Raw genomic sequence first — 26,342 nt, 5'->3', positions numbered from 1 at the left:
GTGGCCCCTCGTGGCTGGTGGGAAAGGGTGGCTGGGCCCACATTCTGGCACGTGCGTCACGCCCGGGACCGTTGTCCACAGGGCCTCTTCCCGTGAAGACCACCCTCCCCGCGCGCTGTTTCCGCCCGGCGGTCCAACGCGTCACCCCGCGCCGATGAGTTCCCCGCGCCCGAACGGTCCGTACATGTGAACGAATCAGATCGTTCGACCCCTGACCGAGGAACGGACCCCCATGAACCCGACACCATCGCTCCGCCGGACGGCGGAACCACGGGCCACCAGACGTGAGTGGCTCGGGCTCGGTGTGCTCGCCCTGCCCACACTGCTGCTGTCCCTGGACATGAGCGTGCTGTACCTCGCACTTCCACACCTGGCCGCCGACCTGCGGCCCACCGGCGCGCAGACCCTGTGGATCATGGACGTGTACGGGTTCATGATCGCCGGGTTCCTCATCACCATGGGCACCCTCGGAGACCGGATCGGGCGCCGCCGACTCCTGATGATCGGAGCCGCCGCCTTCGGGCTGGCCTCCGTGGCGGCCGCCTTCTCCAGCAGCGCCGAGACGCTCATCGCCACCCGCACCCTCATGGGGGTGGCCGGGGCCACGCTCATGCCCTCCACCCTGGCCCTGATCAGCAACATGTTCCGCGACCCCGCACAGCGCGCGGTGGCGATCTCGGTATGGACCAGCTGCTTCATGGGCGGGACCGCCATCGGACCACTGGTGGGCGGCCTGTTCCTCCAGTGGTTCTGGTGGGGGTCGGTCTTCCTCCTCGGCGTCCCGGTGATGCTCCTGCTCCTGGTCTGCGCACCCCTGCTCCTGCCCGAGTACCGTGACCCCGGCGCAGGCCGACTGGACCTGTTCAGCGTCACCCTGTCCCTGGCCGCGATCCTGCCGGTGGTCTACGGGCTGAAGACCGCCGCCGAGGGCGGTTCCGGCCCCGTCTCCCTGATGGCCGTGCTGTTCGGCGCGGCGACGGGGACGTGGTTCGTGCGCAGGCAGCTGCGCCTGCCCGACCCGCTCCTGGACCTCAGCCTGTTCCGGTCGCGCTCCTTCAGCGCGGCGCTGGGGGTCATGCTGGTCGGCGCGGTCGCGATGGGCGGCATGTTCCTCCTACTCAGCCAGTACCTCCAACTGGTCGCCGGGAACTCCCCGCTGGCCGCCGGTCTCTGGTTGCTCCCCCCGACCCTGGCGATGATCGTCGTCACCATGTTCTGCGCACCCCTGGCCCAGCGGTTCGGCAGGGGCACGGTGATCGGCGGCGGCATGTTCGTCAGCGCCCTCGGCTTCCTGGTGCTGGTGTTCGTCCCCGTCGACGGCGGTAGCGTCCCGGTGGTCCTCGGCCTGCTGCTCACCTCCGTGGGGGTGGGGCCGGGCGCGGCCCTGATCGCGGACATCGTGGTGGGAACCGCGCCCCGGGAGAAGGCCGGTTCGGCGGCGGCCATGTCCGAGACCAGTGGCGAGTTCGGCATCGCGATCGGTGTGGCGGTGCTGGGCAGCCTGGCCGCCGCCGTCTACCGAACCCGGGTGGAGGTCCCCGAGGGCGTCGCGGACCCGGGCGCGGTCGAGGTCGCACGTCAGACCCTCGCGGGGGCCGCCAGCGTCGCCGGGGACCTGCCCGCTCAGCAGGGGGCGGTGCTGCTGGAGTCCGCTCGGGAGGCCTTCACCACGGGCGTCAACATCACCGCCGTGTTCGGTCTGGTCGCGATGGCGTTGTTCGGGGCGTTGGCCCTGTGGCTGCTGCGCGGCGCGGGGGAGCCCGCCCCGTCTCCAGCGGTGCCGGAGAAAGTCGATCCGAGGTCCGAGGCGACCGATGACTCTCCGGGCGGGGACGGGTCGGTACGGGTGAGGGAACACGACGACACCATCGGGAGGACACCATGAAGCGCCCCAACCTCGACAGCATGCTGCTCGCCAGCACCGATCCGGACCGCCTGCGCGACTGGTACGCCGCCGTCCTGGACCCCGTCAGCAACGACGACATGGACGGCTACCGGGTGCTCCGGTTCGGCACGTTCCACATGCTGATCGACCAGCGTGACGACGTCGGCGCCGAGGCGGCCGACCCCACCCGGATGATCCTCAACTTCGACGTCGGTGACGCCCGCGCCGTCGCCGCGCTCATGGACGAGCGGGGCACCGAGTGGGTGGCGCCGCTGGAGGACCGTGACGGGAGCCTGTTCGCCACCGCCAAGGACCCGGACGGCAACTACGTGCAGATCATCCAGATGAGCGAGGAGGCCCTCGCCGCCATGGAACGCGGTGACCTCGGTGGCTAGGTCCGATCCCGGGCGGACCGTCCCGGTTCGCCCGGAGCCGAGGTACAGAACTTCACCTGCTTGATTGGCGAGGAGGCCGGGGCGTTCACGCCCGGGAGGAATTGGTCTTGCCTGCTGGATCATGAGCGCGAAGGGCGGTGTGTGGCGGGTTTCGGGGGAGTTTGTGGTTCCCAGCTGAAGGCCGAGTTCGATCTCTCGGCGCAGCCCGCGGTCCGGGTGATCGGCAAGGTCGCTGACGCCTACACCACCCGTGCCGTGAACCTTCGGGCCGCGAACCTTCGGGCCGGGAACCTGGGCCGGAAGGGATCACCCACCCGCAAACGGGTGGAGGCCACCCCGATCAGCTTCCGCCCGGACGCCGCCCAACCCTTCGACGATCGGTGTGTGTCCTGGCAGATGGACGCCCGCACGGTCTCGATCTGGACCACCCAGGGGCGGTTGAAGAACCTTCCTTTCACCAGCTCCCCGGACCGGCTCAAACTTCTGGCCGAGTACCGCCGGGGTGAGAGTGACCTGATCTGCCACGGCGGGGCCTGGTTCCTCGCCGCAGTGTGCGAGGTGCCCGAAGAGCCCTTGAACGAAGAACCGGAGGGGTTCGTCCGGGTGGATCTGGGGATCGTGGAGATCGCCACCACCTCCACTGGAGCAACATGCCGGACGGCAGCTGAACCGGTACCGGCGCTGCCAGATGTGGCTTCGCGCCACACTCCAGGCCAAGGGCACCAAGAGCGCCCTACGGGTGCTCAAACGCCAGCGCCGCAAGGAGTCCCGGCGGGCGCGGGATGTGAACCACCGGATTTCGAAGAGCATCGTGGACCAGGCCGAACGCACCGGCCACGGGATCGCCCTGGAGGACCTTCGGGGCATCCGTGGCCGGGTACGGCAGGCCAGGAAACAACGCGCCACGCTGCATGCGTGGAGTTTCGCGCAACTGCGCGACTTCATCACATACAAGGCGCGCAGGGCGGGGGTGCCGGTCGTGGTCGTGGACCCGGCCTACACCTCCCAGACCTGCTCGGAGTGCGCCCACACGTGCAGAGGCAACCGGCCCTCGCGGGCCCGGTTCGTCTGTCGGGGTTGTGGTGTGGTGCTGCACGCCGATGTCAATGCTTCACGCAATCTCGCCCGCCGGGGTGAGGCGGTGTGGACCGCGGGGCGGCAGTCAACCGTCCCTGTGCCCTCCACCTGAGGAGAGTGCTGGACGCGGGAGGTCGGATCCACCTGCCAGGTGGGTGCCTACCTGCAAGCCCATGGATTCAGCCACGGGCAGTTGGCAAAGGAACTACATGGAGCCGTGCGTTCTGTCGTAGGTGGGGCGTAGCGTGACGTCCGTGGCCGAACACACGACTGACCAGGACTTCGAGCGGCTCGTCTCTCCCTACCGACGGGAGCTGTACGCGCACTGTTACCGCATGCTCGGTTCGGCGCACGACGCCGAGGACCTGGTCCAGGAGACGTACCTGCGCGCCTGGAAGGGCTACGACCGCTTCGAGGGCCGCTCCAGCCTGCGTACCTGGCTGCACCGGATCGCGACCACGGCCTGCCTCACGGCGTTGGACAGACGCGGCCGCCGCCCCCTCCCCACCGGACTCGGCGGCCCCACGGACACCCCCGAGGCCGCGCTCGCGGAACACGGCGACGTGCCCTGGCTCGAACCGATGCCGGACGTCCTCGGCGGCCCCGACGACACCACCGATCCGGGCGCGGTGGTGGCCGCGCGTGAGAGCGTGCGGCTCGCCCTGATCGCGGCGCTCCAGTACCTCCCGCCCCGCCAGCGCGGCGTGCTGCTCCTCCGCGACGTGCTCCGCTTCAGCGCGGCGGAGGTCGCCCGGACCCTGGACATCTCCGTCCCGGCGGTGAACAGTCTCCTGCAACGGGCCCGCGCCCAGCTGGGGCGGATCACCCCAGACGAGGACACCGTCCCCGAGCCCCGTTCCGACCAGCGCGAGACCCTCGACCGCTACGTGGCCGCCTTCGAGACCTACGACATCGGTGCGCTCACTGACCTCTTCACCGCCGAGGCGTCCTTCGAGATGCCTCCGTTCGCCACCTGGGTGCGCGGTGCGGAGAACATCGGGCGGCTCATCGACGCGCACTGCCCGGCCAAGGGGCCCGGGGACCTGGCCCTGGTGCCGACCTCGGCCAACGGGCAGCCCGCGTTCGGCATGTACCTCAGAGGGGAGGACGGCTCGTACCGCGCGTTCGGCATCCACGCCCTGACCCTGGTCGAGGAGGGGATCGGCCACTGCGCGGTCTTCTTCGACACCGCGCTGTTCCGCCTCTTCGGCCTGCCCGCCCTTCACGGTCCCGCGAGCTCGTAGCCGGCCGCCTCCACGGCGGCGCGGACCTCGTCGGCCTCCAGTTCGCGGTCACTGCCGACGGTCACCCGGTCCAGTTCGACCTCCACGGTGACCGAGAGGACGCCCTCGACCCGCTCCAGCTCCTCGGACACCCAGCCCGCGCAGTGCGCGCAGGCCATGCCGAGCACGGTGTAGGTTCGTTCGATCATGCCGGGACCCCGTCCTTCTCCATGCGGGTGAGCGAGTGGGACTCGCGCAGGCGGCCGTCGGGTGTGAACCTGCCGAAGAAGTACACGTCGATCGAGAAGGACTTCCCCCTCATGGTCACGTGCATGGTGTAGCGGGCGGTGAGCAGGTCCCCGTCACTCGTGGCATCGTGCACGTCCATCCTGGACGTGGGCTTGTTCCTGCGAATGGGGCCCAGGTGCGTGATGAGCCTGCTCCGGTCCATGCGGTGGCCGTCGTTGATCTGTTCCATGTCCGGGGTGTGGAACCGGTCGACGATCGTCGCGAGATCCTCCTCCGTATCGGTGACCGCGCCCCCGAAGTCATCCAGGAAACCGACGATGAACCGCCCGGGGTCGCCTGCGAAGGTGTCCACTGTTCCTCCCTGAGTCCATAACTCTGACTCGATGTAAGATATGCCACCCGTTCAATTCTGACAAGGTGTAAGAGATGTCCCCAGCTCCGAACCGTCGGGCCGACGCGCAGCGCAGCCGGGCCGCGATCCTCGACGCCGCGATCCGCCTCCTCAACGACCAGCCCGAGGCCAGGATGGACACCATCGCGGCCGAGGCCGGGGTCACCCGTCAGACCGTGTACGCCCACTTCCCCTCACGGGCCCAGCTCCGGTCGGCGGCGCTCGACCGGATCACCGAGGAGGCCGTGGCCGCGATGGACGCCGCCGACCTCGATGCCGGGCCCGCCGCCGACGCCCTGCTGCGCCTGGTGGACGCCGCCGCCCGGACCGTCGGCAGGTACCCCCACCTGGTGCTCTGGTCCGACGCCCGGACAGACACCTCCGAGGAGGTCCGGCACGCCCCGGTCGTCGAGCGGCTCAGGAGGGTGATCCACCGGGGACAGCTCGCCGGAGAGTTCGACGACACGCTTCCCACCGACTGGCTGGTCTCGGTCGTCATCGCGGTCGGTCACGTCGAGGCCGAAACCGAGGAGGAGACCCACCGGGCGCGGCACACCACGCTCCTCCGTGTCCTCGGCCACCAAGGGCCCGTGTGACCAGGGGCCCAGTCCGATTCGTCCCGCCCACTGGCACAAAGGGCTCCCGAACGCGACTACCGTGCTGATGGGCCGTGTCAGTGCGCGGCCCTCCTTCTGACCATTTCTCCCACCCGCGGCAGCGGGCAGCCAGATGGGAAACGTGTGAACAGCACCCATGACCGATCGCCCCGGAACCTGCGCCTCATCGTGACCGGAGGGGGTACGGGAGGCCACACCTACCCCGCACTGACCGCGGTCAACGCTCTGCGGGCCCGCCTGGAGTCGACCGGCAACTCCCTCGAGGTGCTGTGGGTGGGCGCGGCGGACAGCCTCGAGCAGCGCGTGGCCACCAGCAACGGCATCGCCTTCGAGTCGGTGGCCACCGGCAAGATCCGCCGGTCCAAGAACCCGATCAAGATGGTCTCCCCGGCCAACGTCAAGGACATGACCAACGTCCCCCGAGGCGTGGCGCAGGCCCGGTCGCTGGTGTCCGACTTCGCGCCCGACGTGGTCCTGGCCACCGGCGGATACGTCGCCGTGCCCGTCGGCCTGGCCGCGCGCATGTGCCGTCGTCCCCTCGTGGTGCACGAGCAGACCGTCCGCCTCGGCCTGGCCAACAAGGTCCTCGCCCGGGCCGGCGCGCAGATCGCCGTGTCCGCGCAGTCCTCCGTGGCGCTGCTGCCCGAGGGTTCCCAGGACACCGCCGTGGTGACGGGTAACCCCGTGCGCCCCGAGGTCCTCACCGGCCAGCCGGAACTCGCGGCCAAGGGCCTGGGCTTCGCCGGGTACGACCCCGAGCTGCCCACCGTCTACGTGACCGGCGGCGCCCAGGGTTCGGCGCAGATCAACACCAACGTCAGCGACATCCTCCCGTGGCTCCTCACCAGGGCCAATGTCGTTCACCAGTGCGGTGCGAACAACGTCGACGCCCTCCGTGAGAGCGCCCGGGCTCTGGACCCGGCCCTCGCCCGGCGGTACCACCTGACCGCCTTCGTCGGCCCGGAACTCCCCGACGTCCTGGCCCTCGCCGACGTGGTGATCTCCCGCAGCGGAGCCGGAACCATCGCCGAACTCACCGCCCTCGGCAAGGCCGCGGTGTTCATCCCGCTGGCCTCCTCGGCGGGGAACGAGCAGGCGCACAACGCCCGCCACCTCCAGGAGTCCGGCGCCGCCGTGGCCCTCCTCGGTGAGGTCAACCCGGCCAACCTCCAGGCCGCCGTCGAGCCGTTGCTCGCGGACCCGGCCACCCGGGAGGCCATCGCCTCCCAGGCCCGTTCCAAGGGCATGCCCGACGCCGCCGAACGCCTCGTCGACGTCCTCCTCACCGCCGCCAACTGAGCCATTTCCTGAAACATGTCTCCATTCATGCAGAAGAATCACGTTCGTCCATGGAAATCACCAGTGTCCAACTTTCGAGAAGTTGGAAAAGCGACCCCTTGCCACTGGTAAGTTCCCTGTTCAAGAAGTCTGCTCCCCGCGCACGCGGGGATGGACCCGCCACCGCCACCGGCATCCAGTGGCTCGCGATCTGCTCCCCGCGCACGCGGGGATGGACCCCGCCTGGACGTCATCGCCTGGACCAAGCCGGACTGCTCCCCGCGCACGCGGGGATGGACCCTGTTGAGCGCGTCCAAATGCAGGACGGTAAGACTGCTCCCCGCGCACGCGGGGATGGGAACGGCCTGCTTGACTGGGGCGGTCAAGGTAGGGGGAAGTTGTGGGCGGTCGGGTTTGGTGGGTGGCGGGTCTCTCCCTGCTGCTCGCGGGGTGTGGTGCTGAGGTCCTACCGGAGGGCGGGGTCGACTATCAGTTGGGCGGTGCCTACCCGCCGCCGGACGGGGTGACCACGGTGGTGCGTGACTCCACGGCGGAGCCGGAGCCGGGAATCTATTCGGTCTGTTACGTCAACGGCTTCCAGACGCAGCCCGGGGAACTGGACTTCTGGCTCGGAACCGATCTGTTGCTGCTGGACGAGGGCGGGGAACCGGTCGCGGATCCGGGATGGCCCGACGAGATGATCCTGGACACCTCGACGGAGGAGAAGCGGGGGCGGATCGCGGAGATCCTGGGGGAGACCATCGACCGCTGCTCTGAGGCGGGGTTCGACGCCGTCGAGTTCGACAACCTGGACTCCTACCTGCGGTCGAACGGGGCGCTGACCGTGGACGACAACCTGGCGCTGGCCGAGGAGATCGTCGGGTTGGCACACGAGGGCGGGCTCGACGCCGGGCAGAAGAACGCGGCCGAGGTGGCCCAGCAGGGCAGGGACGAGGCCGGATTCGACTTCGCGGTCGCCGAGTCCTGTGCGGCGTGGGCGGAGTGCCCCGCCTACACGGACGTCTACGGGAGCGACGTGATCGCCGTCGAATACCCCGGGGACCTGGACGACGCCGGGACCAACTTCGACGTGGAGTGCGAGAATCCCGACGTGCCGTCCAGGTTCGTGCTGCGGGACCTCGACCTGGTCGAGCCCGGGGACCCCGAGTACGTGTACGCGGAGTGCTAGCCGAAGGCGGCGGCTTCCAGGCTCAGCCCGATCAGTGGTCGGCCACGGAGTCTGTCCCGGGGGTGGTCGTAGGCCGTCACCCTGGGAGCTGAAGTTTGGTTGAGGTCAAGACAAGGAGGGTTGGATGAGTTTCCCCGGCACGCTGGACCACCTCGTGTACGCGGTGCCCGACCTCGAGGAGGCGGTCACCGACTTCGCCCGGTGGAGCGGGGTGACGCCCGCCCGCGGCGGCTCGCACCCGGTGGGGTCGGCCAACGCCCTGGTGGCGCTGACCGTGGACGGTCGGCGCGCGCCCTACTACCTGGAGATCGTCGGCCCCGATCCCGAGCAGGTGGGGCCGGTGCGTGTCTTCGGGCTGGCCGACCTGGACCGTCCCCACCTGGCGACCTTCGCGGTGCGCGTCGACGGTGACCTGGAGACCGTCGTCGATCGGGCCCGAGCGGTGGGCCACGATCCCGGTGACGTGGATCCGTGGTCCCGGACCACTCCGGACGGGACCGTGCTGCGGTGGCTTCTGGCCAAACGGGAGCCCGACGAGTATCCGGCGCCGGTGCCGTTCCTCATCGACTGGGGGCGGACCCCGCAGCCCGGTCTGGGAGACCTGCCCTCGCTCGAACTGCTGGCCCTGCGCGCGGAGCACCCCGATCCCGAGTCGCTGGCGCCCGCCTTGGAGGCGTTGGGTGTCGACCTCGACCTCCGCCGGGGGCCGCGGCCCCTGTTGGAGGCGGACCTGCGCGGTCCGCGAGGTCTTCTCGTCCTGCGCTGACCAACGGGGGAACCCGGATTCCCCCATCTCTTCCCAGCCGTCGTTTTCGACCCACTCATGTCGGGTACCGCAGCACCCACATCCCCCCGCCGTAACCGACGAACAGGGGAGCACATGCCGCAGGCCCAGCACACGCCCGCTGACCGGGAGGGCGCACGGTGAGCGGCTGGAAGGTACCCCTCGCGCTGGCCGGACTCCGGTGGGTGTGGTCCCGCCGCGAGCGGGCGCCCGAGCCCGAGCCCGGGAACCACGGGGAACTCCTCCTCTGGGGCGCGGCCGGGGCCGCTCTCGGGGTCGGCGCCTCGGCGCTGTCCGAACGCCGTCGATCCGGGCTGATGAACGGCAAGGTCGTGCTGATCACCGGCGGCTCCCGGGGACTCGGCCTCCAGCTGGCCCGCGAGTTCGGCGCCAGCGGGGCCTCCGTGGTGATCTGCGCGCGCGGCCAGGAGGGCCTGGACCGCGCGGTGGCCGAGCTCTCCGGCAGGGGAGTGCGGGCGCACGGCGTGGTCTGCGACGTCACCGACGCGGACGCGGTCGAGGATCTGCTCGACGAGGCCGAACGGCACTTCGGCCGTCTGGACGCGGTGGTCAACTCGGCCGGGATCATGCGGGTGGGCCCTCAGGAGACCCTGACGGAGGACCACTTCCGGCAGGCCATGGACGTCATGTTCTGGGGCCCGTTCCACCTGTCCCGAGCGGCGGTGGACCGCCTGCGTCGCACCCGGGGCACCATCGTCAACATCACCTCGATCGGCGCCTACCTGTCCGTGCCGCACCTGCTGCCCTACTCCACCGCCAAGCACGCCTGGGCCGCGCTGTCCGAGGGCATGGCGGCGGAGACCGCCGGCAGCGGCGTGCGGGTGACCACCGTGGTGCCCGGGCTGATGCGCACCGGCTCCCACCGGGGCGTGGTCTTCACCGGGGACCCCGAACGCGAGTACGCGTGGTTCGCGCTGGCCGCCGGGCTGCCCCTGGTGAGCGTGAGCGCCGAACACGCGGCCCGGCGCATCGTGCGCGCCACGGCCGGGCGCCGGGGCTTCCTCGTGATCTCCCCCATGGCCCGGGCGGGGATGGCGGTGCACGGTGTCGCGCCCGGACTCACCCAGGGGGCGATGCGGCTGGTCGGCCGACTGCTGCCCGACGCGCCCCGGCACGTGGAGGAGCGCCCCGGCTCCGAGGCGGGTCAGAGCAGGCTGGGACGCCTGGTCGGCGCCGTCACCGTGCTCAACGAGCGGGCGGGCCGCCGCATGAACCAGCGCTCCCGAGTCGAACGGATCTCCCAACGGAACGAGGAGGACACCCCATGAGTGAGAACTCCGCCCCGACACAGCGGCAACCCGACCCCATGCCGCCGGACCCCTTCCCTCCGGCGCCGATGCCGCCCGAGCCCGTGCCGCCGGAGCCGAGCCCGACCCCGGTCCCCGAACCGGGCCCCATGCCGATTCCCGAGCCGCCCGGACCCGAGCCCCAGCCCGAACCCGCCTGAGCGGCGGCTCCGGGGCGTGCCCGACCGGGTACTCCCCGGAGCAGGTGATCACCATGGGTCACCACTCTTGACGTCTGAGCGACCGGAGCCTAGCTTCTTCAGATAACACTCCTTCCGGATCCGGACCGCGTGAACCCCCTCGCGCGGCGCCGGTCCGTACCCCGCTGGAGGTCCTCCATGGCGCGTCACCGCTCCACCCCCCGCAGACACCCCTTCAGGACCCTCGGGATCACCGCTCTGGGAGCGCTCCTGATGGGCGCCGCCCTGTTCCCGGGCGGCTCCACGGACGAGGTCGCCCCCGTCTCCGACGAGACCGCGCTCAGCGCGGTCGACGAGCACGGGCAGCTCCGGGTGTGCGGCCTCAAGCTCTGCGACGAGAGCGGCCAGCCGATCCAACTCACCGGTATGAGCTCGCACGGGCTCCAGTGGTACGACCAGTGTCTGACGGACGCCTCGCTCGACGCCCTGGCCCAGGACTGGCGGGCCGACGTCCTGCGGGTGTCCATGTACATCCAGGAGGGCGGATACGAGACCGACCCGCGCGGCTTCACCGACCGGGTGCACGAGCTCATCGAGGAGGGCACCGCGCGCGGCCTCTACGTGATCGTCGACTGGCACATGCTCACGCCCGGCGACCCGAACCACAACACGGACCGCGCGAAGGAGTTCTTCGCCGAGATCGCCGCCGAGCACGCCGACAAGGACAACGTCCTCTACGAGATCGCCAACGAACCCAACGGGGTCTCCTGGAACTCGGTGAAGGGCTACTCCGAGGAGGTCATCCCGGTGATCCGGGCGCAGGACCCCGAGGCGGTCGTGCTGGTGGGCACCCGCGCCTGGTCCTCACTGGGCGTCTCGGAGGGCTCGGACCACTCCGAGATCGTGGACAACCCGGTGGACGCCGACAACATCATGTACGTCTACCACTTCTACGCCGCCTCGCACAGCGGCGGGCACTTCGACGTCTTCCGTGAGGCCGCCCAGGAGCTGCCCCTGTTCGTGACCGAGTTCGGCACCCAGGAGCACACCGGTGACGGTCCCAACGACTTCGCCGCCGCCCAGGCCTACCTCGACTTCATGGCCGAAGAGCAGATCAGCTGGGTGAACTGGAACTTCTCGGACGACTTCCGCTCCGGCGCGGTCTTCGAGACCGGCACCTGCGACGCGGGCGGGCCGTTCACCGGCACCGACTCGCTGAAGCCCGCGGGGGAGTGGATCCGCGACCAGATCCGCACCAGCGGACTGTCCGCCTGACCGGCCCGGGTCCCGGGGGGAGCCCCCGGGACCCGGTGCGTCAGCTCGGCGGAACGGTGGACACGCTCAGCTGGTCCTCACCGTCCACGTCGACCACCACCTGGTCGCCGGGGAGCACCTGGCGGTCCAGCACCATGCGGGAGAGCCGGTTGCCCACGTTGCGCTGGATGGTCCTGGCCAGGGGGCGTGCGCCGAACTCCGGCTGGTAGCCGCGTCGGGACAGCCAGTCGATGGCCTCGTCGGTGAAGCGCACCTGGATGTCCTGGGCGCGCAGCCGCTCCTCGGTCCCCTCCAGCATCAGCGTCGTGATCTGCCTGATCTCGTCCTCGCCCAGCTGCTTGAAGACGATGATCTCGTCCACCCGGTTCAGGAACTCCGGGCGGAACTCCTCCTTCAGACGGCGCATCACCCGGCGCTCGGTGTCGGGGTCCATCTGCCCGTCCGAGGTGAAGCCCATCGGGCCGCCGCCGGTGATGGCCTCCGAGCCCAGGTTGCTCGTCATGATGACCACCGTGTTCCGGAAGTCCACGGTCCGGCCCTGTCCGTCGGTGAGCCGACCGTCGTCCAGGAGCTGCAACAGGAGGTTGAACACGTCCGGGTGGGCCTTCTCGATCTCGTCGAGCAGCAGCACCGAGTACGGGTGGCGGCGGACCGCCTCGGTCAGCTGCCCCGCCTCCTCGTAGCCCACGAACCCGGGCGGCGCCCCCGTGAGCCTGCTGGTGGTGTGCCGTTCCTGGAACTCGCTCATGTCGATCCGGACCATGGCCTCCTCGGCCCCGAACAGCGCCTCCGCCAGGGCCCGTGCCAGTTCCGTCTTCCCCACGCCGGTCGGCCCCAGGAACAGGAAGCTGCCCACGGGCCGGTCCGGGTCGCCGAGCCCGGCGCGGTTGCGGCGGATCGCCTCCGAGACGGCGGTGACCGCCTCGTTCTGGCCGACCACGCGGTCGTGCAGCACCTCCTCCAGGTTGACCAGCCGCTCCCGCTCCTCCTGGGTCAGCTGGGCCACCGGGATGCCAGTGCTACGTGAGACCACCTCGGCGATGTCGGCCGGGCTCACCTCGGGCACCGCCGAACCGGTGCCGCGCGCCTGGTGCACCTCGCTCTTGGACGCGTTGATCTCGTCGCGCAGCGCCGAGGCCCGCTCGTAGTCCTCGTCCTGCACCGCCCGGTCCTTGCGTTCCTCCAGCTCCTTGAGCTTGCGTTCCAGGTCGCGCAGGGCCGAGCTGGAGGTCTTCAGACGCAGCCGGACCCTGGCTCCGGCCTGGTCGACGAGGTCGATGGCCTTGTCGGGCAGGAACCGGTCGGTGACGTAGCGGTCGGAGAGCTCCGCCGCCGCCACGAGGCTGTCGTCGCTGAACCTCACCTGGTGGTGCGCCTCGTAACGGTCCCGGAGGCCGCGCAGGATCTCGACGGTGTCCTGGACGGACGGCTCGGGCACCTGGATCGGCTGGAACCGGCGTTCCAGGGCCGCGTCCTTCTCTATGTTCTTGCGGTACTCGTCGACGGTGGTCGCGCCGATGATGTGCAGTTCCCCCCGGGCCAGCGCGGGCTTGAGCATGTTCCCGGCGCTGGTCGACCCCTCGGAGGCACCCGCCCCGACCAGGGTGTGGATCTCGTCGATGAAGATCAGCAGCTCGTCCGAACGCGCGCGGATCTCGTCCACGATGGCGTTGAGCCGTTCCTCGAAGTCGCCCCGGTACCGGGTGCCCGCGACGATGCCGGACAGGTCGAGCTGGACCAGTCGACGGCCGCGCAGGGTCTCGGGGACGTCGTCGTCGAAGATGCGCTGGGCGATGCCCTCCACGATGGCGGTTTTGCCCACGCCCGGGTCACCGATGAGCACCGGGTTGTTCTTGCGCCGTCGTGCCAGCACCTCGATGCACTGTTCGACCTCGTCCTCACGGCCGATCACCGGGTCCAGGCGCCCCTCCCGGGCGAGCGCGGTCATGTCGGTGCCGAACTCGTCCAGTTGCGGGGTGTCGGAGGGCGCGGTCTCGCCCTGTTCGCTCGGCGGCACCGCCCCGGCGGCCTTCTGAAGCGCCTGCGGGGTGATCCCGGAGTCGCGCAGGAGTTGGCCGACCGGTGCGCCGGGGTTGACCGCCAGCGCGAACAGCAGGTGTTCGGGCGTGATGCTGGTGCTGCCGGTGGCGCGGGCGATCTGGAGGGAGTCGAGGAAGGCGCGCTTGGCGGCGGGCGTGAGCCGGGGGGAGCCACCGCGCGCCGCCCGGGGCGTCTGGGCGACGGCCTGGTCGACCACGTCCCCCAGCGGGGCCAGGTCCGTGTCGGTGCGGCCCAGCAGTTCACGGATCGGCGGGTAGCGCAGGAGCGACCACAGCAGGTGGACGGAGTCGACGTCGGCCCCGCCGCTCTCCAGGGTGCGGCGGACCGCCGAGTCGGCCACCCTCTGCGCCTCGGGGTCCATCAGTTTGGAGAGGTCGACGCGGCGGACGGGCCCCCGTGACCCGCTGAGGAACCGCGCGAGGAACTCGTCGAAGGAGCCCGGGTCGTCACCCGGGCCGTCGGGAAGGTCGGTGCTCATGTCGTGTCGTCCCCCGTGGTGTTGACGGACGGGCGGTGCGGTGGCCCGTCGGAGTCGCACAATCACCCTAAGTGAAACCACCTGAATCGGGCGGTACCACCCGCGCATGGGGAGGGTTCGGCTGATCCCTGGCCAGGGTCGGCGGGGGAGTGCTAGCCTCGAAACGATTCCCTACTTTTCCAGTCGGCTTTATGCGTAAAGGGGCGTTCGTTGAGCACCGACACCACCCGGATCCGGACCTGGTCCTTCGAGACCCAGCAGATCCACGCCGGGGCCGAGCCCGACCCCGCGACCCTCGCGCGGGCCACCCCGATCTACCAGACCACCTCGTACGTCTTCCGGGACAGCCAGCACGGCGCGGACCTGTTCAGCCTGGCCGAGCCCGGCAACATCTACACCCGCATCGGCAACCCCACCCAGGACGTCCTCGAACAGCGCGTCGCCGCCCTGGAGGGCGGTGTGGGGGCGGTCGCCTTCGCCTCCGGTTCGGCCGCCGTCACCGCGGCGCTGCTCAACCTGGTCGGCGCGGGTGACCACCTGGTCGCCAGCTCGCTGCTGTACGGCGGCACCTACAACCTCCTCCACCACACGCTGCCCAAACTCGGCGTCCAGGTGTCCTTCGTCGAGGACCAGGACGACCCCGACTCGTGGCGCGCCGCCACCCGCCCCGAGACCAAGCTCTACTTCGCGGAGACCCTCGCCAACCCCGGCGGCAACGTCCTGGACGTGCGCGCGGTGGCCGACACCGCCCACGAGACCGGCGTCCCGCTGATCGTCGACAACACCGTGCCCACCCCCTACCTGCTGCGTCCCATCGACTTTGGCGCCGACATCGTCGTGCACTCCGCCACCAAGTACCTCGGCGGGCACGGCACCACCGTCGCCGGGGCGGTCGTGGACGCGGGCAGCTTCGACTTCGGCGCGCACGGGGACCGCTTCCCCGGATTCGTGGAGCCCGACCCCAGCTACCACGGGCTCAGGTACTGGGACGCGCTCGGCCCCGGCGCCTACGCCGCCAAGCTCCGTGTCCAGCTGCTGCGCGACACCGGCGCCGCCATCGCCCCGCTCAACTCCTTCCTCGTGTTGCAGGGAGTGGAGACCCTCTCACTGCGGATCGACCGCCACGTCAGCAACACCCAGGCGCTGGCCGAGTGGCTGGAGGGGCGGGACGAGGTCGAACGCGTCCACTACGCGGGCCTGCCCTCCAGCCCCTTCCACACCCTGGCCCGGAAGTACCTGCCCCGGGGTGCGGGGGCGGTCCTGTCCTTCGAGCTGCGCGGGGGAGTGGACGCCGGAAGGGCCTTCGTCGACGGCACCGAACTGTTCAGCCAGCTCGTCAACATCGGTGACGTGCGCAGCCTCATCGTGCACCCGGCCAGCACCACCCACAGCCAGCTCGCCCCCGAGGAACAGGCCACCGCGGGGGTCACGCCCGGGCTGGTCCGGCTGGCGGTGGGCCTGGAACACGTCGACGACCTGCGCGCGGATCTCGAACTCGGCTTCCGCGCCGCCAAGGCGCACCAGTGACCGGTCGTCCGCGACCGGCGGGTCCGGCCGCGACCCGGCCGGCCCGGGGCGGCTGGCGTGAGGGCGACCCGGTCGGACGGCGCCGCTGGGTCCGGCTGGACCGACCCCTGGAGCTGGAGTCGGGGGAGCACCTGCCCGGGGTGCGCCTGGCCTACCAGACCTGGGGGCGCCTCAACCCCGAGGGCACCAACGCGGTGCTGGTCCTGCACGCCCTCACCGGCGACGCCCACCTGGCCGGACCGCCCGGCCCCGGCCAGCCCAGCCCCGGCTGGTGGGAGGGGATCGTCGGTCCCGGACGGGCGCTGGACACCGACCGCTACCTGGTGGTGGCCCCCAACGTCCTGGGCGGCTGCCAGGGCAGCACCGGTCCGTCCTCGGACGCCCCCGACGGTCGGCCGTGGGGGAGCCGGTTCCCCCGGATCACCCTGCGCGACACCGTCCGCGCCGAGGAGGCGCTCGCGGACGCGCTGGGCGTGGACGCGTGGGCGGCCGTGCTCGGCGGATCCATGGGCGGGATGCGCGCCCTGGAGTGGGCGATCACCCTCCCAGGGCGGGTCCGCCGGGCCCTGGTCCTGGCCTGCCCCGCGGCCACCACGGCCTGGCAGATCGCCTGGGCCGCCCCGCAGCTGCACGCCGTACGAGCGGACCCGGACTGGTTCGGCGGCGACTACCACTCCACCGGCCGCGCGCCGGTGGACGGCCTCGGGGTCGCGCGCCGGATCGCCCACGTCACCTATCGCGGGGCGGGCGAGTTCGACGCGCGCTTCGGCCGGTCCGCGCAGCGGGGCGAGGACCCCGGCTCCGAGGGGCGGTACGCGGTGGAGTCCTACCTCGACCACCAGGCGTGGAAGCTGGCCCGCCGCTTCGACCCGGCCAGCTACGTACTGCTCACCGAGGCGATGAACGGGCACGACGTCGGACGCGGCCGTGGCGGGGTCGCTGCCGCGCTGGCCGCGATGCCGGAGCGGACGATCGTGGCGGGGGTCGACAGCGACCACCTGTATCCGCTCTCGCAGCAGCGGGAGATCGCCCGCCACCTGCCCCGGCCCGGTCAGGTACGGGTGATCGGGTCGGCGCACGGCCACGACGGCTTCCTCGTCGAGACCGAGCAGGTCGCCGCGCTGGTCGGGGAACTGCTCTCCGACACCGGGTGAGCGGCGCGGGCCGAGACCCGCACGCCTGCCCCGGGCCGAAGGGCTCAGGCCGAGGCCGCGTCCAGGAGCGCCGACTCCTCGGCGGTCAGACGCAGGTCCGCCAGGGCCAGCAACCCCTCCAACTGCCCCAGGTCACGCGCGCTGGAGAGCACCCGGCCAGGTCTGGATAGGCTGCCGGTGCCCCCGGCAGTGACGCACCCGTGAGGTGGACCCGAGGGCGCTGCACATCATGGTGCGCAAGGAGGGCGTGTGCCACCTGGGTGCCGGTCGGCTGACACAGGCCGAGCCGCTCATCCTCCGGGCCCTGGGTCTGCTCTCCGAGGACGACCACCAGAACCGGGCCCGCGCGCACAAGGCCCTGGCCGACCTGCGGGTCCGCCAGGGGCGGATCGACGAGGCACTGGAGGAGTACGAGGAAGCGGTCGCTTCGCACCGCCACCTCGGAGACCAGCGCCGGGTCGGAGACGTGTACGTGGCGCGCGCGGACGCCGTCGAGGACCGCGACCCGGCGGCCGCCCGCGCGGAACTGGGCCGAGCCCTGGAAGCGTACGAGAGCGCCGAGGCCGTTCGGGAGGCCGCCGAGGTCCGGGAGCGGATCGGCGCCTGACCCCCCCCGGGGTCACTCACCTTCCCGGTGGACGGTGAAGGTGAGCCGCTGCTCGCCCAGGAACACCGCGAGGTCCCGCTCGGGTGCCCGTCCCCCGACCCACAGGTGCCAGTAGGCGGAGGCCGCCGCGGTGGGGTCGGCCCCGTGCCGGGGGGAGTCCGCCACGAGGCGTACCCGCGCCCCGTCGCGGTCGACGACCAGGCAGTCGGGGCCGTCCGCCGCCACCGCCAGGTGGGCGCGCGGGTGATCGGCCAGCCGAACCCGCAGCCGTTCCCAGGAGACGGCCCCCCGGGGGCCCTCCGACCCGGGACCGCACAGGAGGAGGCAGGCCGCCTCGGACCAACGCGCCTGGGTCTCGTCCGCGTGGGCGGCCAGGTGGGGCCGGTCCAGCGGCAGCCTCCCGGCGTCGACGGCCTCCGCGGGGAGTCGGCGGACCCGGAGTCCGTCCTCCTCCTCGAGGACCGTGCACCACAGCGGCGTGGTGTCCGCGGCGTCGGGCCAGCCGCGTCGGTAGGGGATCGGCGGGTCCGGCGGCAGGACGCGCAGGGGCTGCTCGGGCTCGGACAGGTTCAGGAGCCGGTAGAAGGTCGCACGCAGGATCTGCCCCGACCGGCCGGGTACGGAGTTGAGCAGGTCGGTGTGGGCGGAGAACCGGTCGGGCTTGTGCCCGGCGGCGTCGGCCAGCAACTGGGGCAGCAGAGGCCGGTCCGCGCGCAGCCGGGTGGCGTCCCTGCCGAACGCGGCGATGGGGGAGCCGTCGGCCATCTCGTGGTGGGGGAAGGCGGCCAGCATGGTGTGGGTGCCCTGGGCGGCGCCGTAGAAGGTGACCGAACCGTGGTCACCGATCACGTGGTCGGCGGCGACCAGTGCCGCCTGCCAGCCCTGCCGGGGAGGCAGGACGCGGAGCCCGGCGCGTTCGGCCGTGGCCAGCCAGGACCGTACCTGCCAGGTTCCGTGTCCGTGCCAGACGTTGGGGTGCAGGGCGAGGGCCACGCGGTACTCGTCCACCGGGAGTTCGGTGAGGAGGGTGCCGAGGAAGCCGGGCCAGGCGCCCAGGAGGGAGGTGGGCCCCCAGGTGGAACTGACCAGGACCAGCCTGCGCGCGCCCGTCTCCAGGTGGTCGCGGTAGCGTTCGCGCCAGGGCAGCCCGGCCAGGATGCGGTCGTGGGTGGGGTCTCCGGCGACGACCGCGGAGCCGACCGCCTCGGGGCAGGCGGCGCGGAGCCGGTCGAGCTGCTCGGTGTGGGAGAGCACGAGGGCCTCGGGGACCAGCTCCCCGTCCCGCAGCAGGGTGGGGGCGGCCAGACCGAACACGGCGTCGGTTTCCGGGGAGTCCGTCACGTCACGGTTTCCGGTTTCCGGTTTCCGGTTTCCGGTTTCCGGTTTCCGGTTTCCGGTTTCCGGTTTCCGGTTTCATTAGTTTATTGTATCCGGCACCATGGGAGAAGACGACCAATGGGGCCTTGATCAGGTGCAGGTCGTCGCCGTAGCTCGCGGCGATCGCGAGATCGAATTCCTCCTCCACCGCCTGTTCCCACGGGGCGACGACGGCGCCGATGTCACCGAGGAATTCGGTGACGCCCTCGCGGAAATTGGACGTGCGCGCGCGGGTGAAGACGATCTGGATTCGGGGATCGGATTCGAGTAGCGGAAGAATGTCGAGCAGGCGCGTGAGGGTGGTGACGGTGTGCGCCACGACCAGCACGCGGCGGCAGTCGGGCGCCGTCGACCAGCCGGGGGCCGATCCGATGGGTACCCTCAGCCGCTCCTCGACCGACATGTGCTCTCCCGCTACTCGTGTCCGTTCTGCCCGGCCCGCGACGGGACAGAGTACCGAATCCCCGCCTCCTTGTCGGGGGCCGGTCAGACCCCGTGGGTGGCGCGGCGGTGCTCCGCGTAGCGCTCACGGACCCGTCGGCCCACGTCGGGCTCGTGGCTGGACTCCTCATCCGGGGCGCCCAGGGGCCACACCGGGGGTTCGGCGGTTCCGGCGAGGGTCCAGGCGGCCTGGCGGGCCGCACCGATGGCCACGTACTCGGCCGCGGGCGGCACCACGATGGGAGCGCCCAGCACGAGCGGTGCCACGGCCCGTACGGCCGCCGACCGGGCGCCCCCGCCGACGAGCAGGACGCGCTCGACCGGGACCCCGCTCGCGGTCATCGCGGCCAGGCCGTCGGCCAGTCCGCAGAGCATGCCCTCGACGGCGGCGCGCGCGATGTTCTCCGGACGCATGTTGTCCCGTGTCAGCCCGTGCAGTGAGCCGGTGGCGTGCGGCAGTTCCGGGGTGCGCTCCCCGTCCAGGTAGGGCAGCAGGACCACCCCGCCCGCCCCCGGTTCGGCGTTCAGGGCGAGGGCGTCCAGTCCGGCCAGGCCGGTGCCGAGCATCGCGGCGGTGGCGCTCAGTACCCGCGCCGCGTTCAGGGTGCAGGCCAGCGGAAGGAACCCGCCGGTGGCGTCGGCGAACCCGCACACGGTGCCGGTGGGGTCGTGGGCGGGCCGGTCGTGCGCCGCGAACACGGTTCCGCTGGTGCCGAGGGAGACCACGGCGTCACCCGGCCGCAGCCCCAGACCCAGCGCGGTCCCCATGTTGTCGCCGGTGCCGGGGGCGATGACGGCGCCCTCGGGCGTGTGGCCCACCGGCTCCGAGGGGGCCGCCACCCGGGGCAGGTCGAGTTCGCGGCCGAAGGCGCGGACCAGCAGGTCGGTGCGGTAGGCGTCCTCGGACGGCGACCAGTACCCGGTACCCGAGGCGTCGCCCCGGTCGGTGGTCGGCGCGGTACGGGCGCCGCCCAGCCGCCAGGTCAACCAGTCGTGGGGGAGCATCACCCCGCGCACCCGGGCGGCGTTGTCCGGTTCGTTTCGGGCGAGCCAGCGGAGCTTGGTGACGGTCAGGCTGGCCACGGGCACGTTGCTCACCGCGTCCGCCCAGGCCCCGGGGCCGCCGAGCTCCTCGACCAGGTCGCGCGCGGCGCCGGCGGAGCGGGCGTCGTTCCACAGCAGTGCGGGCCGCACGACCCGGCCGTCCTCGTCGACCACCACCATGCCGTGCTGTTGACCGGCCACGGACACGGCCGCGACGCCGTCGAGCAGCCCGGAGGAGGCGGTGGTCAGCGCCGTCCACCAGTGCGCGGGATCGGTCTCGGTTCCGTCGGGGTGCGGCGCGCGGCCCTCGCGCACCACCTTGCCGGTGGTGGCGTCGCAGACCACGATCTTGCAGGACTGGGTCGAACTGTCGATTCCGGCAACCAGCGTCATGTGTGCTCCGTGTGAGTGAGGGGTCGAAGCGGTCGTGGAGGTCAGGTCATGGCTGACTCGAGGAGGATGTGCGCGGTCGTGGTGTCGGTGACCAGTGAGGAGATCACCCCGGTCTTGAGGGTGGAGTGGATGGCCTGGGCCTTGCCCGAGCCCCCGGCCACGGCGATGACCTCGGGGACCGCGCGGAGCTGGTCCAGGGTGATGGCGATGACGCGTGAGGTCAGCTCGGGTGCGATGGGGGAGCCGTGCACGTCCACGGTGCGTGCGCACACCTCCGCCTGGACCCCCTCGCGTTCGAGGGAGGCGCCCTCGGCGGGGGAGAGGGCGTCGCGGACCAGGGAGAGCGTGGGGGACCACGAACCGATGGCGACCACGGCCTTGTCGAGTTCGCCGTAGCGCTGCATGGCGTCGGCCACCTGGGGTTGGCTGCGCAACGCCTCCGCCGTACCGGGGTCGGACACGACCAGAGGCGCGTAGACGGGGAAGGCCGGGCCGCGCGCGAGGCTGGCCACCCGCCGCACGAGTTCCACCGAGTTCTCCTCCACGCCTCCGGGCAGCACGCCGGTGAGCTGCACGACCGTGCACCGGGGCAGGTCGCCCAGGGCGAGGGTCATCGCGTTGAGGGTACGGGAGCAGGCCAGCCCGAGGGTGTCGCCCTCCTCGAGGATCTCGGTGAGGTACTCGGCGGCGATGCGCCCGAGGCTGCGGTGCAGGGCCTCGCCCTCCCCGGCGTGGGCGACCACCACCGCCTGCTTGAGGCCGTAGGCGGTGCTCAGCCGCTGGGAGAGGTCGGTGTCCACCTCGGTGGGCTCCGCGATCTCGATGCGGACGATCCCGACGTCGCGGGCCTCCTCGAGGATGCGTGCGACCTTGAACCGGCTGATGCCGAAGTCCTCCGCGATGCGGATCTTGGAGTCGCCCGCCAGGTAGTACCTGCGGGCGACCGCGGTGGCGCGGATCAGTTCCGCGGGTCGGAACGCGTGCTTCATCTACGCCCTCCAGTGGTGTCGCTCAAATGAGCGGAGTATCGCCCATTATTGCACCACGGGTTGACCGGTGACACCCGTCACAACTTAAATAAGGCCCGGGCCGCTCATGTGTTATCCAGAACGCTCATATGAGCGGCCGGTGCTCGGAGGAGGCCGCACGGGATCCCCCTCGCGTGGTCCCGCGGTCCTCGCCTGCCTACCCCCAGGAGGAAGTCATGATCACGAACGCACCGCGAGGCGTGCCGCTGGTGGCGGCGGCCACCGGGCTGGCCCTGGTCGCCACCGGCTGCTCGGGGGCCGGGGGCGCCGGGGCGGACGGCGACCGGATCGTCACCGTCGCCACGGTCTCCAACCCGCAGATGGAGGACATCGAGGCGCTCGCGTCGGAGTTCAACGACGCGCATCCCGACATCACGGTCGAGTTCGTGGTCCTGCCCGAGAACCAGCTCCGCGACCGCGTGACCCAGGACATCGCCACCCAGGGCGGCCAGTACGACGTCGTCACCATCGGGACCTACGAGGTGCCGATCTGGGCCGAGAACCAGTGGATCCTCAGCCTCGACGAGTACGCCGCCGACCCCGGCTACGAGATCGACGACATCATCCCCACCGTCCGCTCCGCCCTCTCCCACGAGGACCAGATGTACGGGGCCCCCTTCTACGGGGAGTCCTCCTTCCTCATGTACCGGGAGGACCTCTTCGAGGAGGCGGGCCTGGACATGCCGGACCGGCCCACCTGGGAGGAGGTCGCCGGGTTCGCGGCCGAACTGGACGACCCGGACGCCGGCACCGCCGGGATCTGCCTGCGCGGGGTCCCGGGCTGGGGCGAACTCCTGGCGCCGCTCAACTCCGTGATCCTCACCTACGGCGGCCAGTGGTACGACGAGGACTGGAACGCCCACCTCGACTCGCCCGAGGTGGAGGAGGCCGTCCAGACGTACGTGGACCTCGTCCGCGACCACGGACAGTCGGGCGCCCCCAACGCGGGCTTCACCGAGTGCCTCACGACCATGGCCCAGGGCGACGCCGCCATGTTCTACGACTCCACCGTCGCGGCGGGCAACCTGGAGGACCCGGACTCCAGCAGCGTCGTCGGTGACATCGGCTACGTCGCCGCGCCGACCATGGAGACCGACCACGCGGGCTGGCTGTGGGCCTGGGCCCTGTCGATCCCCTCCACCTCCACCGACCCCGAGGCCGCGTGGGAGTTCGTCTCCTGGGCCACGTCGAAGGAGTACCACCAGCTCGTCGGTGAGGAACTGGGCTGGGAGCGCGTCCCGCCCGGCTCCCGGATCTCGACCTACGACATCCCCGAGTACCAGGAGGCCGCCGAGGCCTTCGCCGGACCCACCTACGACGCCATCGACAACGTCGACGTGGAGCAGCCCGGAGTGCACCCGCAGCCCTGGACCGGGGTCCAGTACGTGTCCATCCCCGAGTTCCAGGACCTGGGGACCCTCGTCTCCCAGGAGATCTCCGCGGCCATCGCGGGACAGCAGACCGTGGAGGAGGCCCTGGCCAAGTCGCAGGAGTACGCGGACCAGACCGCCGAGTCCGGCGGCTACCGCGACTGAGAACCGCCGGTGCCGGGCGCCGAACCCGGCACCGGCACCGGAGCCCTCCCCACCCCGACCCCCGCAAGGAAGGCCATGAGCGCTCAGACCCCGCCGGACACGGCGCGGCGCGGGCCCCGGACCCGGGACCTGACCCGGACGGAGCGATGGATCCGGCGCGGCCCGCTGCTGCCGGGACTGCTGTTCGTCATCGCGATGACCCAGATCCCGTTCCTGTTCACCGTCTACTACAGCTTCCAGAGCAGCAACCTGCTGCGCCCCGACTCGGACTCCTTCGCGGGGTTCGCCAACTACGGCAGCGTCCTGGGCGACCCGCTCTTCCACAACGCCGTCGCCAACACCGTCCTGCTGACCGTCGGCGCGGTTCTGGCCTCCCTGGTCCTCGGGCTGGGGCTGGCCCTCCTGCTGGACCGCGCCTTCCTCGGCCGGGGGATCGTCCGGACCCTGATGATCACGCCGTTCCTGGTCATGCCGGTCGCCGCCGCGCTGCTGTGGAAGACCTCGATGTACCACCCGGTGTACGGCCTGCTCAACTGGGTGCTCTCGCCGTTCGGAGTCCAGGCGGACTGGGTCAACGACTTCCCGCTGCTGTCCATCGTCATGGTGCTGACCTGGCAGTGGACCCCGTTCATGATGCTCATCATGCTCGCCGGGCTCCAGAGCCAGTCACCCGAGGTGCTGGAGGCCGCGCGGGTGGACGGCGCCGGACCCCTCGCGGTCTTCCGCCGGATCACCTTCCCGCACCTGCGCCGCTTCGTGGAGCTGGCGATCCTGCTCGGCACGATCTACATCGTCCAGACCTTCGACGCGATCTACATGATCACCCAGGGCGGGCCGGGCCAGTCGACCACCAACCTGCCCTACTTCATCTACCTTCAGGCCTTCCGCTCCTTCGACGTGGGGGAGGCGGCCGCCGCCGGAGTGATCGTGGTCGTCGCGACCCTGGTCGTCGCCATGTTCGCCCTGCGCGTGGTCTCCAGCCTGTTCGAGGAGGAGTCGTGACCCCCGTGACCGCACCTCCGGCCGCCCCGTCCGTGGTGACCTCGCCCCGGGGCGGTTCGGCCCGGCGCAGGCGTCGGCGCCGACCCGTACGCCCCCTGCCGGGCATCCTCGCGTGGGCGCTGGGACTGCTGTTCTTCTTCCCCGTGCTGTGGATGTTCCTCACCGGTTTCAAGCAGGAGTCCCAGGCCTCCACCAACCCGCCCACCTTCTTCTTCCAGCCGACCCTGGACCAGTACTCGGCGGTGATCGGGCGCGACTTCGTCCCCTACCTGCTGAACTCCCTCCAGGCGTCGGTGCTGTCCACCATCCTCGCCATCGTCCTGGGGCTGCCCGCCGCCTACGCGCTCTCCCTGGTGCGCGTCCCCGCGTGGCGCGACTCGCTGTTCTTCTTCCTGTCCACCAAGCTCCTGCCGCCGGTGGCCATGATCCTGCCGCTGTACGTCATCGCCAGGAACCTCGGCGCGCTGGACGACGCCCGCACCCTCACCCTCGTGTACACGGCCATGAACCTGCCGATCGCGATCTGGATGATCCGGTCGTTCCTCGTCGAGCTGCCCAAGGAGGTCCTCGAGGCCGCCCGGATGGACGGAGCGCGCCGACTCACGGAGATGCGGCGCGTCATCCTGCCGATGATCGCCCCCGGTCTGGCCGCCACAGCCCTGATCTGCTTCATCTTCGCCTGGAACGAGTTCTTCTTCGCGGTCAACCTGACCGCGTCCCAGGCCTCCACCGTCCCGGTCTTCCTCGTCGGCTTCATCAGCGGCGAGGGCCTGTACTGGGCCCGACTCTCGGCCGCCTCCACCATGGCGGCCCTGCCCGTGATCCTCGCCGGATGGGCCGCCCAACGGTGGCTGGTCCGCGGCCTTTCCCTAGGAGCCGTGAAGTAATGCGCGCACTCGTCGTCAGCGAACCCGGTCACTACTCCGTCCAGCAGGTGGACGACCCCAAGCCCGGCCCCGGGGACGTGGTCGTCGCCCCGGCCGCCGTGGGCATCTGCGGAACCGACCTGCACATCATCGACGGGGAGTTCGCCCCCACCCCCTACCCGATCGTCCCCGGACACGAGTTCGCCGGAACCGTGGTCGCGGTCGGCTCGGAGGTCACCGACGTGGCCGTCGACGACCGGGTCGCGGTGGACCCCTCCCTGTTCTGCGGGGAGTGCGCCAAGTGCCTGGTGGGCCGGGGCAACCTGTGCGCGCGGTGGAACGCGGTGGGCGTGACCCGGCCCGGAGCCAGCGCCGAGTTCGTCCCGGTGCCCGCGTCCTCCTGCTACCGCATCCCCGACTCCATGCCCTTCGAGCACGCCGCGCTCATCGAACCCCTCTCCTGCGCGGTACACGGGTTCGACCTGCTGCCCGGCCGGGTGGGCGAGCACTACCTGGTCTACGGAGCGGGGACCATGGGGCTTCTCATGGCGCAGCTCGCCGCCTCGGCCGGGGCCGCCAGCGTGTCCGTGGTCGACCCCAACACCGACCGCCTCGCGGTGGCCGCCTCCCTGGCGGCGGACGCGGTCGCCGTCGGCGCCGACGAGCTGGACCGCTCCGACTGGGAGGTGGTCATCGACTGCACCGGTGTGGTCCCGGCGATCGAGGACGGCCTGACCCGGGTGGCCCGGGGCGGCACCTTCCAGGTGTTCGGCGTGGCCCCGGCCGAGGCCACCGCGACCTTCTCGCCCTTCCGGATCTACAACGACGAGATCACCGTGGTCGGCTCCATGGCGGTCCTGCACAGCTACGGGCGGGCCGTGGACATCATGGCCAAGGGGGTCGTGGACGCCGACACCATGGTCACCGACTCCTTCGCCCTCGACGACTACGGTCTCGCCGTCGAGGCCTTCCGCGCCGGTCGCGGCCGCAAGCTCCAGGTCAACCCGCAGCTGTAGAGG

General features: G+C 71.2%; 24 protein-coding genes and 1 pseudogene. 18 read left to right on the top strand and 7 right to left on the bottom strand.

Translation table 11 applies throughout. The annotated features are described in order from the left end of the window. Positions 1–232 precede the first annotated feature (232 nt). The 4 genes and pseudogenes from AC0VYM_RS19445 to AC0VYM_RS19430 all read left to right on the top strand — a co-directional run bounded on the left by AC0VYM_RS19445 (position 233) and on the right by AC0VYM_RS19430 (position 4,601). Positions 233–1,885, top strand: coding sequence for an MFS transporter (locus AC0VYM_RS19445; RefSeq protein ID WP_475454219.1), 1,653 nt, complete (start codon positions 233–235; stop codon positions 1,883–1,885). Next, positions 1,882–2,280, top strand: coding sequence for a VOC family protein (locus tag AC0VYM_RS19440; RefSeq protein ID WP_475454217.1), 399 nt, complete (start codon positions 1,882–1,884; stop codon positions 2,278–2,280). The genes AC0VYM_RS19445 and AC0VYM_RS19440 overlap by 4 nt, the downstream gene beginning before the upstream one ends. Positions 2,281–2,451: 171 nt before the next feature. Beyond that, positions 2,452–3,469, top strand: a pseudogene (locus AC0VYM_RS19435) (RNA-guided endonuclease InsQ/TnpB family protein); the annotation flags it as partial. 133 nt (positions 3,470–3,602) lie between these two features. Further along, entirely contained in the window at positions 3,603–4,601 is a 999-nt protein-coding gene (locus AC0VYM_RS19430; RefSeq protein WP_475454215.1) for a sigma-70 family RNA polymerase sigma factor, read from the top strand. Here AC0VYM_RS19430 and AC0VYM_RS19425 read toward each other — a convergent pair. Together AC0VYM_RS19425 and AC0VYM_RS19420 are read right to left on the bottom strand one after the other, a co-directional pair. Then, positions 4,580–4,789: a heavy-metal-associated domain-containing protein gene (locus tag AC0VYM_RS19425; protein ID WP_475454213.1), complete on the bottom strand. Its 210-nt coding sequence runs from the start codon at positions 4,787–4,789 to the stop codon at positions 4,580–4,582. The two genes, AC0VYM_RS19430 and AC0VYM_RS19425, sit on opposite strands and share 22 nt — an antisense overlap. Beyond that, complete coding sequence (locus tag AC0VYM_RS19420) at positions 4,786–5,181, bottom strand: nuclear transport factor 2 family protein (protein ID WP_475454211.1); 396 nt, start codon at positions 5,179–5,181, stop codon at positions 4,786–4,788. The genes AC0VYM_RS19425 and AC0VYM_RS19420 overlap by 4 nt, the downstream gene beginning before the upstream one ends. A gap of 74 nt (positions 5,182–5,255) precedes the next feature. Here AC0VYM_RS19420 and AC0VYM_RS19415 point away from each other — a divergent pair, with 74 nt between their 5' ends. From AC0VYM_RS19415 to AC0VYM_RS19385, 7 genes are all read left to right on the top strand, one after another. After that, positions 5,256–5,816: a TetR/AcrR family transcriptional regulator gene (locus AC0VYM_RS19415; protein WP_475454209.1), complete on the top strand. Its 561-nt coding sequence runs from the start codon at positions 5,256–5,258 to the stop codon at positions 5,814–5,816. Between the two features lie 144 nt (positions 5,817–5,960). Further along, entirely contained in the window at positions 5,961–7,136 is a 1,176-nt protein-coding gene (locus AC0VYM_RS19410) for a UDP-N-acetylglucosamine--N-acetylmuramyl-(pentapeptide) pyrophosphoryl-undecaprenol N-acetylglucosamine transferase (protein ID WP_475454207.1), read from the top strand. Between the two features lie 400 nt (positions 7,137–7,536). Further along, positions 7,537–8,304 carry an endo alpha-1,4 polygalactosaminidase gene (locus AC0VYM_RS19405; RefSeq protein ID WP_475454205.1) on the top strand — a complete coding sequence of 256 codons (768 nt, stop codon included), beginning with the start codon at positions 7,537–7,539 and terminating at the stop codon, positions 8,302–8,304. Between the two features lie 124 nt (positions 8,305–8,428). Further along, positions 8,429–9,070: a VOC family protein gene (locus AC0VYM_RS19400; protein WP_475454202.1), complete on the top strand. Its 642-nt coding sequence runs from the start codon at positions 8,429–8,431 to the stop codon at positions 9,068–9,070. Positions 9,071–9,228: 158 nt separating this feature from the next. Continuing rightward, complete coding sequence (locus tag AC0VYM_RS19395) at positions 9,229–10,377, top strand: SDR family NAD(P)-dependent oxidoreductase (RefSeq protein WP_475454200.1); 1,149 nt, start codon at positions 9,229–9,231, stop codon at positions 10,375–10,377. Beyond that, positions 10,374–10,556, top strand: a complete 183-nt coding sequence (locus AC0VYM_RS19390; RefSeq protein WP_475454198.1) for a hypothetical protein — start codon at positions 10,374–10,376, stop codon at positions 10,554–10,556. The genes AC0VYM_RS19395 and AC0VYM_RS19390 overlap by 4 nt, the downstream gene beginning before the upstream one ends. A gap of 177 nt (positions 10,557–10,733) precedes the next feature. Further along, positions 10,734–11,810, top strand: coding sequence for a glycoside hydrolase family 5 protein (locus tag AC0VYM_RS19385; RefSeq protein ID WP_475454196.1), 1,077 nt, complete (start codon positions 10,734–10,736; stop codon positions 11,808–11,810). A gap of 40 nt (positions 11,811–11,850) precedes the next feature. Here AC0VYM_RS19385 and AC0VYM_RS19380 read toward each other — a convergent pair whose 3' ends face one another. After that, positions 11,851–14,349 (bottom strand): ATP-dependent Clp protease ATP-binding subunit, encoded by a 2,499-nt coding sequence (locus AC0VYM_RS19380; protein WP_475454194.1) that lies wholly within the window; start codon positions 14,347–14,349, stop codon positions 11,851–11,853. A 210-nt stretch (positions 14,350–14,559) separates the two neighbouring features. On the opposite strand from AC0VYM_RS19380, the gene AC0VYM_RS19375 reads away from it, so the two are divergent. The 3 genes from AC0VYM_RS19375 to AC0VYM_RS19365 all read left to right on the top strand — a co-directional run bounded on the left by AC0VYM_RS19375 (position 14,560) and on the right by AC0VYM_RS19365 (position 17,637). Then, positions 14,560–15,876: a bifunctional o-acetylhomoserine/o-acetylserine sulfhydrylase gene (locus AC0VYM_RS19375; protein WP_475454192.1), complete on the top strand. Its 1,317-nt coding sequence runs from the start codon at positions 14,560–14,562 to the stop codon at positions 15,874–15,876. After that, the gene (metX, locus tag AC0VYM_RS19370) at positions 15,873–17,030 is read left to right on the top strand and encodes a homoserine O-acetyltransferase MetX (RefSeq protein ID WP_475454190.1); all 1,158 of its coding nucleotides are present in this window, start codon (positions 15,873–15,875) and stop codon (positions 17,028–17,030) included. Before AC0VYM_RS19375 ends, metX begins: the two co-directional genes overlap by 4 nt. 205 nt (positions 17,031–17,235) lie before the next feature. Beyond that, on the top strand, positions 17,236–17,637 hold the full coding sequence (locus AC0VYM_RS19365; protein WP_475454188.1) for a tetratricopeptide repeat protein: 402 nt from the start codon (positions 17,236–17,238) through the stop codon (positions 17,635–17,637). A 12-nt stretch (positions 17,638–17,649) separates the two neighbouring features. Here AC0VYM_RS19365 and AC0VYM_RS19360 read toward each other — a convergent pair whose 3' ends face one another. From AC0VYM_RS19360 to AC0VYM_RS19345, 4 genes are all read right to left on the bottom strand, one after another. Continuing rightward, entirely contained in the window at positions 17,650–18,978 is a 1,329-nt protein-coding gene (locus AC0VYM_RS19360; protein ID WP_475454186.1) for a hypothetical protein, read from the bottom strand. Between the two features lies 1 nt (position 18,979). Then, positions 18,980–19,417, bottom strand: coding sequence for a hypothetical protein (locus AC0VYM_RS19355; protein WP_475454184.1), 438 nt, complete (start codon positions 19,415–19,417; stop codon positions 18,980–18,982). Between the two features lie 83 nt (positions 19,418–19,500). Beyond that, entirely contained in the window at positions 19,501–20,892 is a 1,392-nt protein-coding gene (gene xylB / locus AC0VYM_RS19350; RefSeq protein WP_475454182.1) for a xylulokinase, read from the bottom strand. 41 nt (positions 20,893–20,933) lie between these two features. Beyond that, positions 20,934–21,881 carry a sugar-binding transcriptional regulator gene (locus AC0VYM_RS19345; protein WP_475454180.1) on the bottom strand — a complete coding sequence of 316 codons (948 nt, stop codon included), beginning with the start codon at positions 21,879–21,881 and terminating at the stop codon, positions 20,934–20,936. Between the two features lie 215 nt (positions 21,882–22,096). On the opposite strand from AC0VYM_RS19345, the gene AC0VYM_RS19340 reads away from it, so the two are divergent. The 4 genes from AC0VYM_RS19340 (at position 22,097) to AC0VYM_RS19325 (ending at position 26,339) form a co-directional block, all read left to right on the top strand. Next, on the top strand, positions 22,097–23,455 hold the full coding sequence (locus AC0VYM_RS19340) for an ABC transporter substrate-binding protein (protein ID WP_475454178.1): 1,359 nt from the start codon (positions 22,097–22,099) through the stop codon (positions 23,453–23,455). Positions 23,456–23,530: 75 nt separating this feature from the next. After that, positions 23,531–24,457: a carbohydrate ABC transporter permease gene (locus AC0VYM_RS19335; protein WP_475454176.1), complete on the top strand. Its 927-nt coding sequence runs from the start codon at positions 23,531–23,533 to the stop codon at positions 24,455–24,457. Next, entirely contained in the window at positions 24,454–25,344 is an 891-nt protein-coding gene (locus AC0VYM_RS19330; protein ID WP_475454174.1) for a carbohydrate ABC transporter permease, read from the top strand. The genes AC0VYM_RS19335 and AC0VYM_RS19330 overlap by 4 nt, the downstream gene beginning before the upstream one ends. Then, positions 25,344–26,339, top strand: a complete 996-nt coding sequence (locus AC0VYM_RS19325; RefSeq protein ID WP_475454172.1) for a zinc-dependent alcohol dehydrogenase family protein — start codon at positions 25,344–25,346, stop codon at positions 26,337–26,339. The genes AC0VYM_RS19330 and AC0VYM_RS19325 overlap by 1 nt, the downstream gene beginning before the upstream one ends. Positions 26,340–26,342 lie beyond the last annotated feature (3 nt).

Source organism: Nocardiopsis sp. iso_237 (assembly GCF_056173345.1).
Note: the sequence above shows the minus strand (reverse complement) of the source record. Positions and strands in the feature narration are given on the sequence as shown.

Coding starts and splice junctions, on each gene's coding strand:
- AC0VYM_RS19380 (WP_475454194.1), bottom strand. CDS start 14,349: ATGAGCACCGACCTTCCCGACGGCCCGGGTGACGACCCGGGCTCCTTC.
- xylB (WP_475454182.1), bottom strand. CDS start 20,892: ATGACGCTGGTTGCCGGAATCGACAGTTCGACCCAGTCCTGCAAGATC.
- AC0VYM_RS19345 (WP_475454180.1), bottom strand. CDS start 21,881: ATGAAGCACGCGTTCCGACCCGCGGAACTGATCCGCGCCACCGCGGTC.
- AC0VYM_RS19425 (WP_475454213.1), bottom strand. CDS start 4,789: ATGATCGAACGAACCTACACCGTGCTCGGCATGGCCTGCGCGCACTGC.
- AC0VYM_RS19355 (WP_475454184.1), bottom strand. CDS start 19,417: ATGTCGGTCGAGGAGCGGCTGAGGGTACCCATCGGATCGGCCCCCGGC.
- AC0VYM_RS19390 (WP_475454198.1), top strand. CDS start 10,374: ATGAGTGAGAACTCCGCCCCGACACAGCGGCAACCCGACCCCATGCCG.
- AC0VYM_RS19400 (WP_475454202.1), top strand. CDS start 8,429: ATGAGTTTCCCCGGCACGCTGGACCACCTCGTGTACGCGGTGCCCGAC.
- AC0VYM_RS19440 (WP_475454217.1), top strand. CDS start 1,882: ATGAAGCGCCCCAACCTCGACAGCATGCTGCTCGCCAGCACCGATCCG.
- AC0VYM_RS19325 (WP_475454172.1), top strand. CDS start 25,344: ATGCGCGCACTCGTCGTCAGCGAACCCGGTCACTACTCCGTCCAGCAG.
- AC0VYM_RS19445 (WP_475454219.1), top strand. CDS start 233: ATGAACCCGACACCATCGCTCCGCCGGACGGCGGAACCACGGGCCACC.
- AC0VYM_RS19415 (WP_475454209.1), top strand. CDS start 5,256: ATGTCCCCAGCTCCGAACCGTCGGGCCGACGCGCAGCGCAGCCGGGCC.
- AC0VYM_RS19385 (WP_475454196.1), top strand. CDS start 10,734: ATGGCGCGTCACCGCTCCACCCCCCGCAGACACCCCTTCAGGACCCTC.
- AC0VYM_RS19335 (WP_475454176.1), top strand. CDS start 23,531: ATGAGCGCTCAGACCCCGCCGGACACGGCGCGGCGCGGGCCCCGGACC.
- AC0VYM_RS19340 (WP_475454178.1), top strand. CDS start 22,097: ATGATCACGAACGCACCGCGAGGCGTGCCGCTGGTGGCGGCGGCCACC.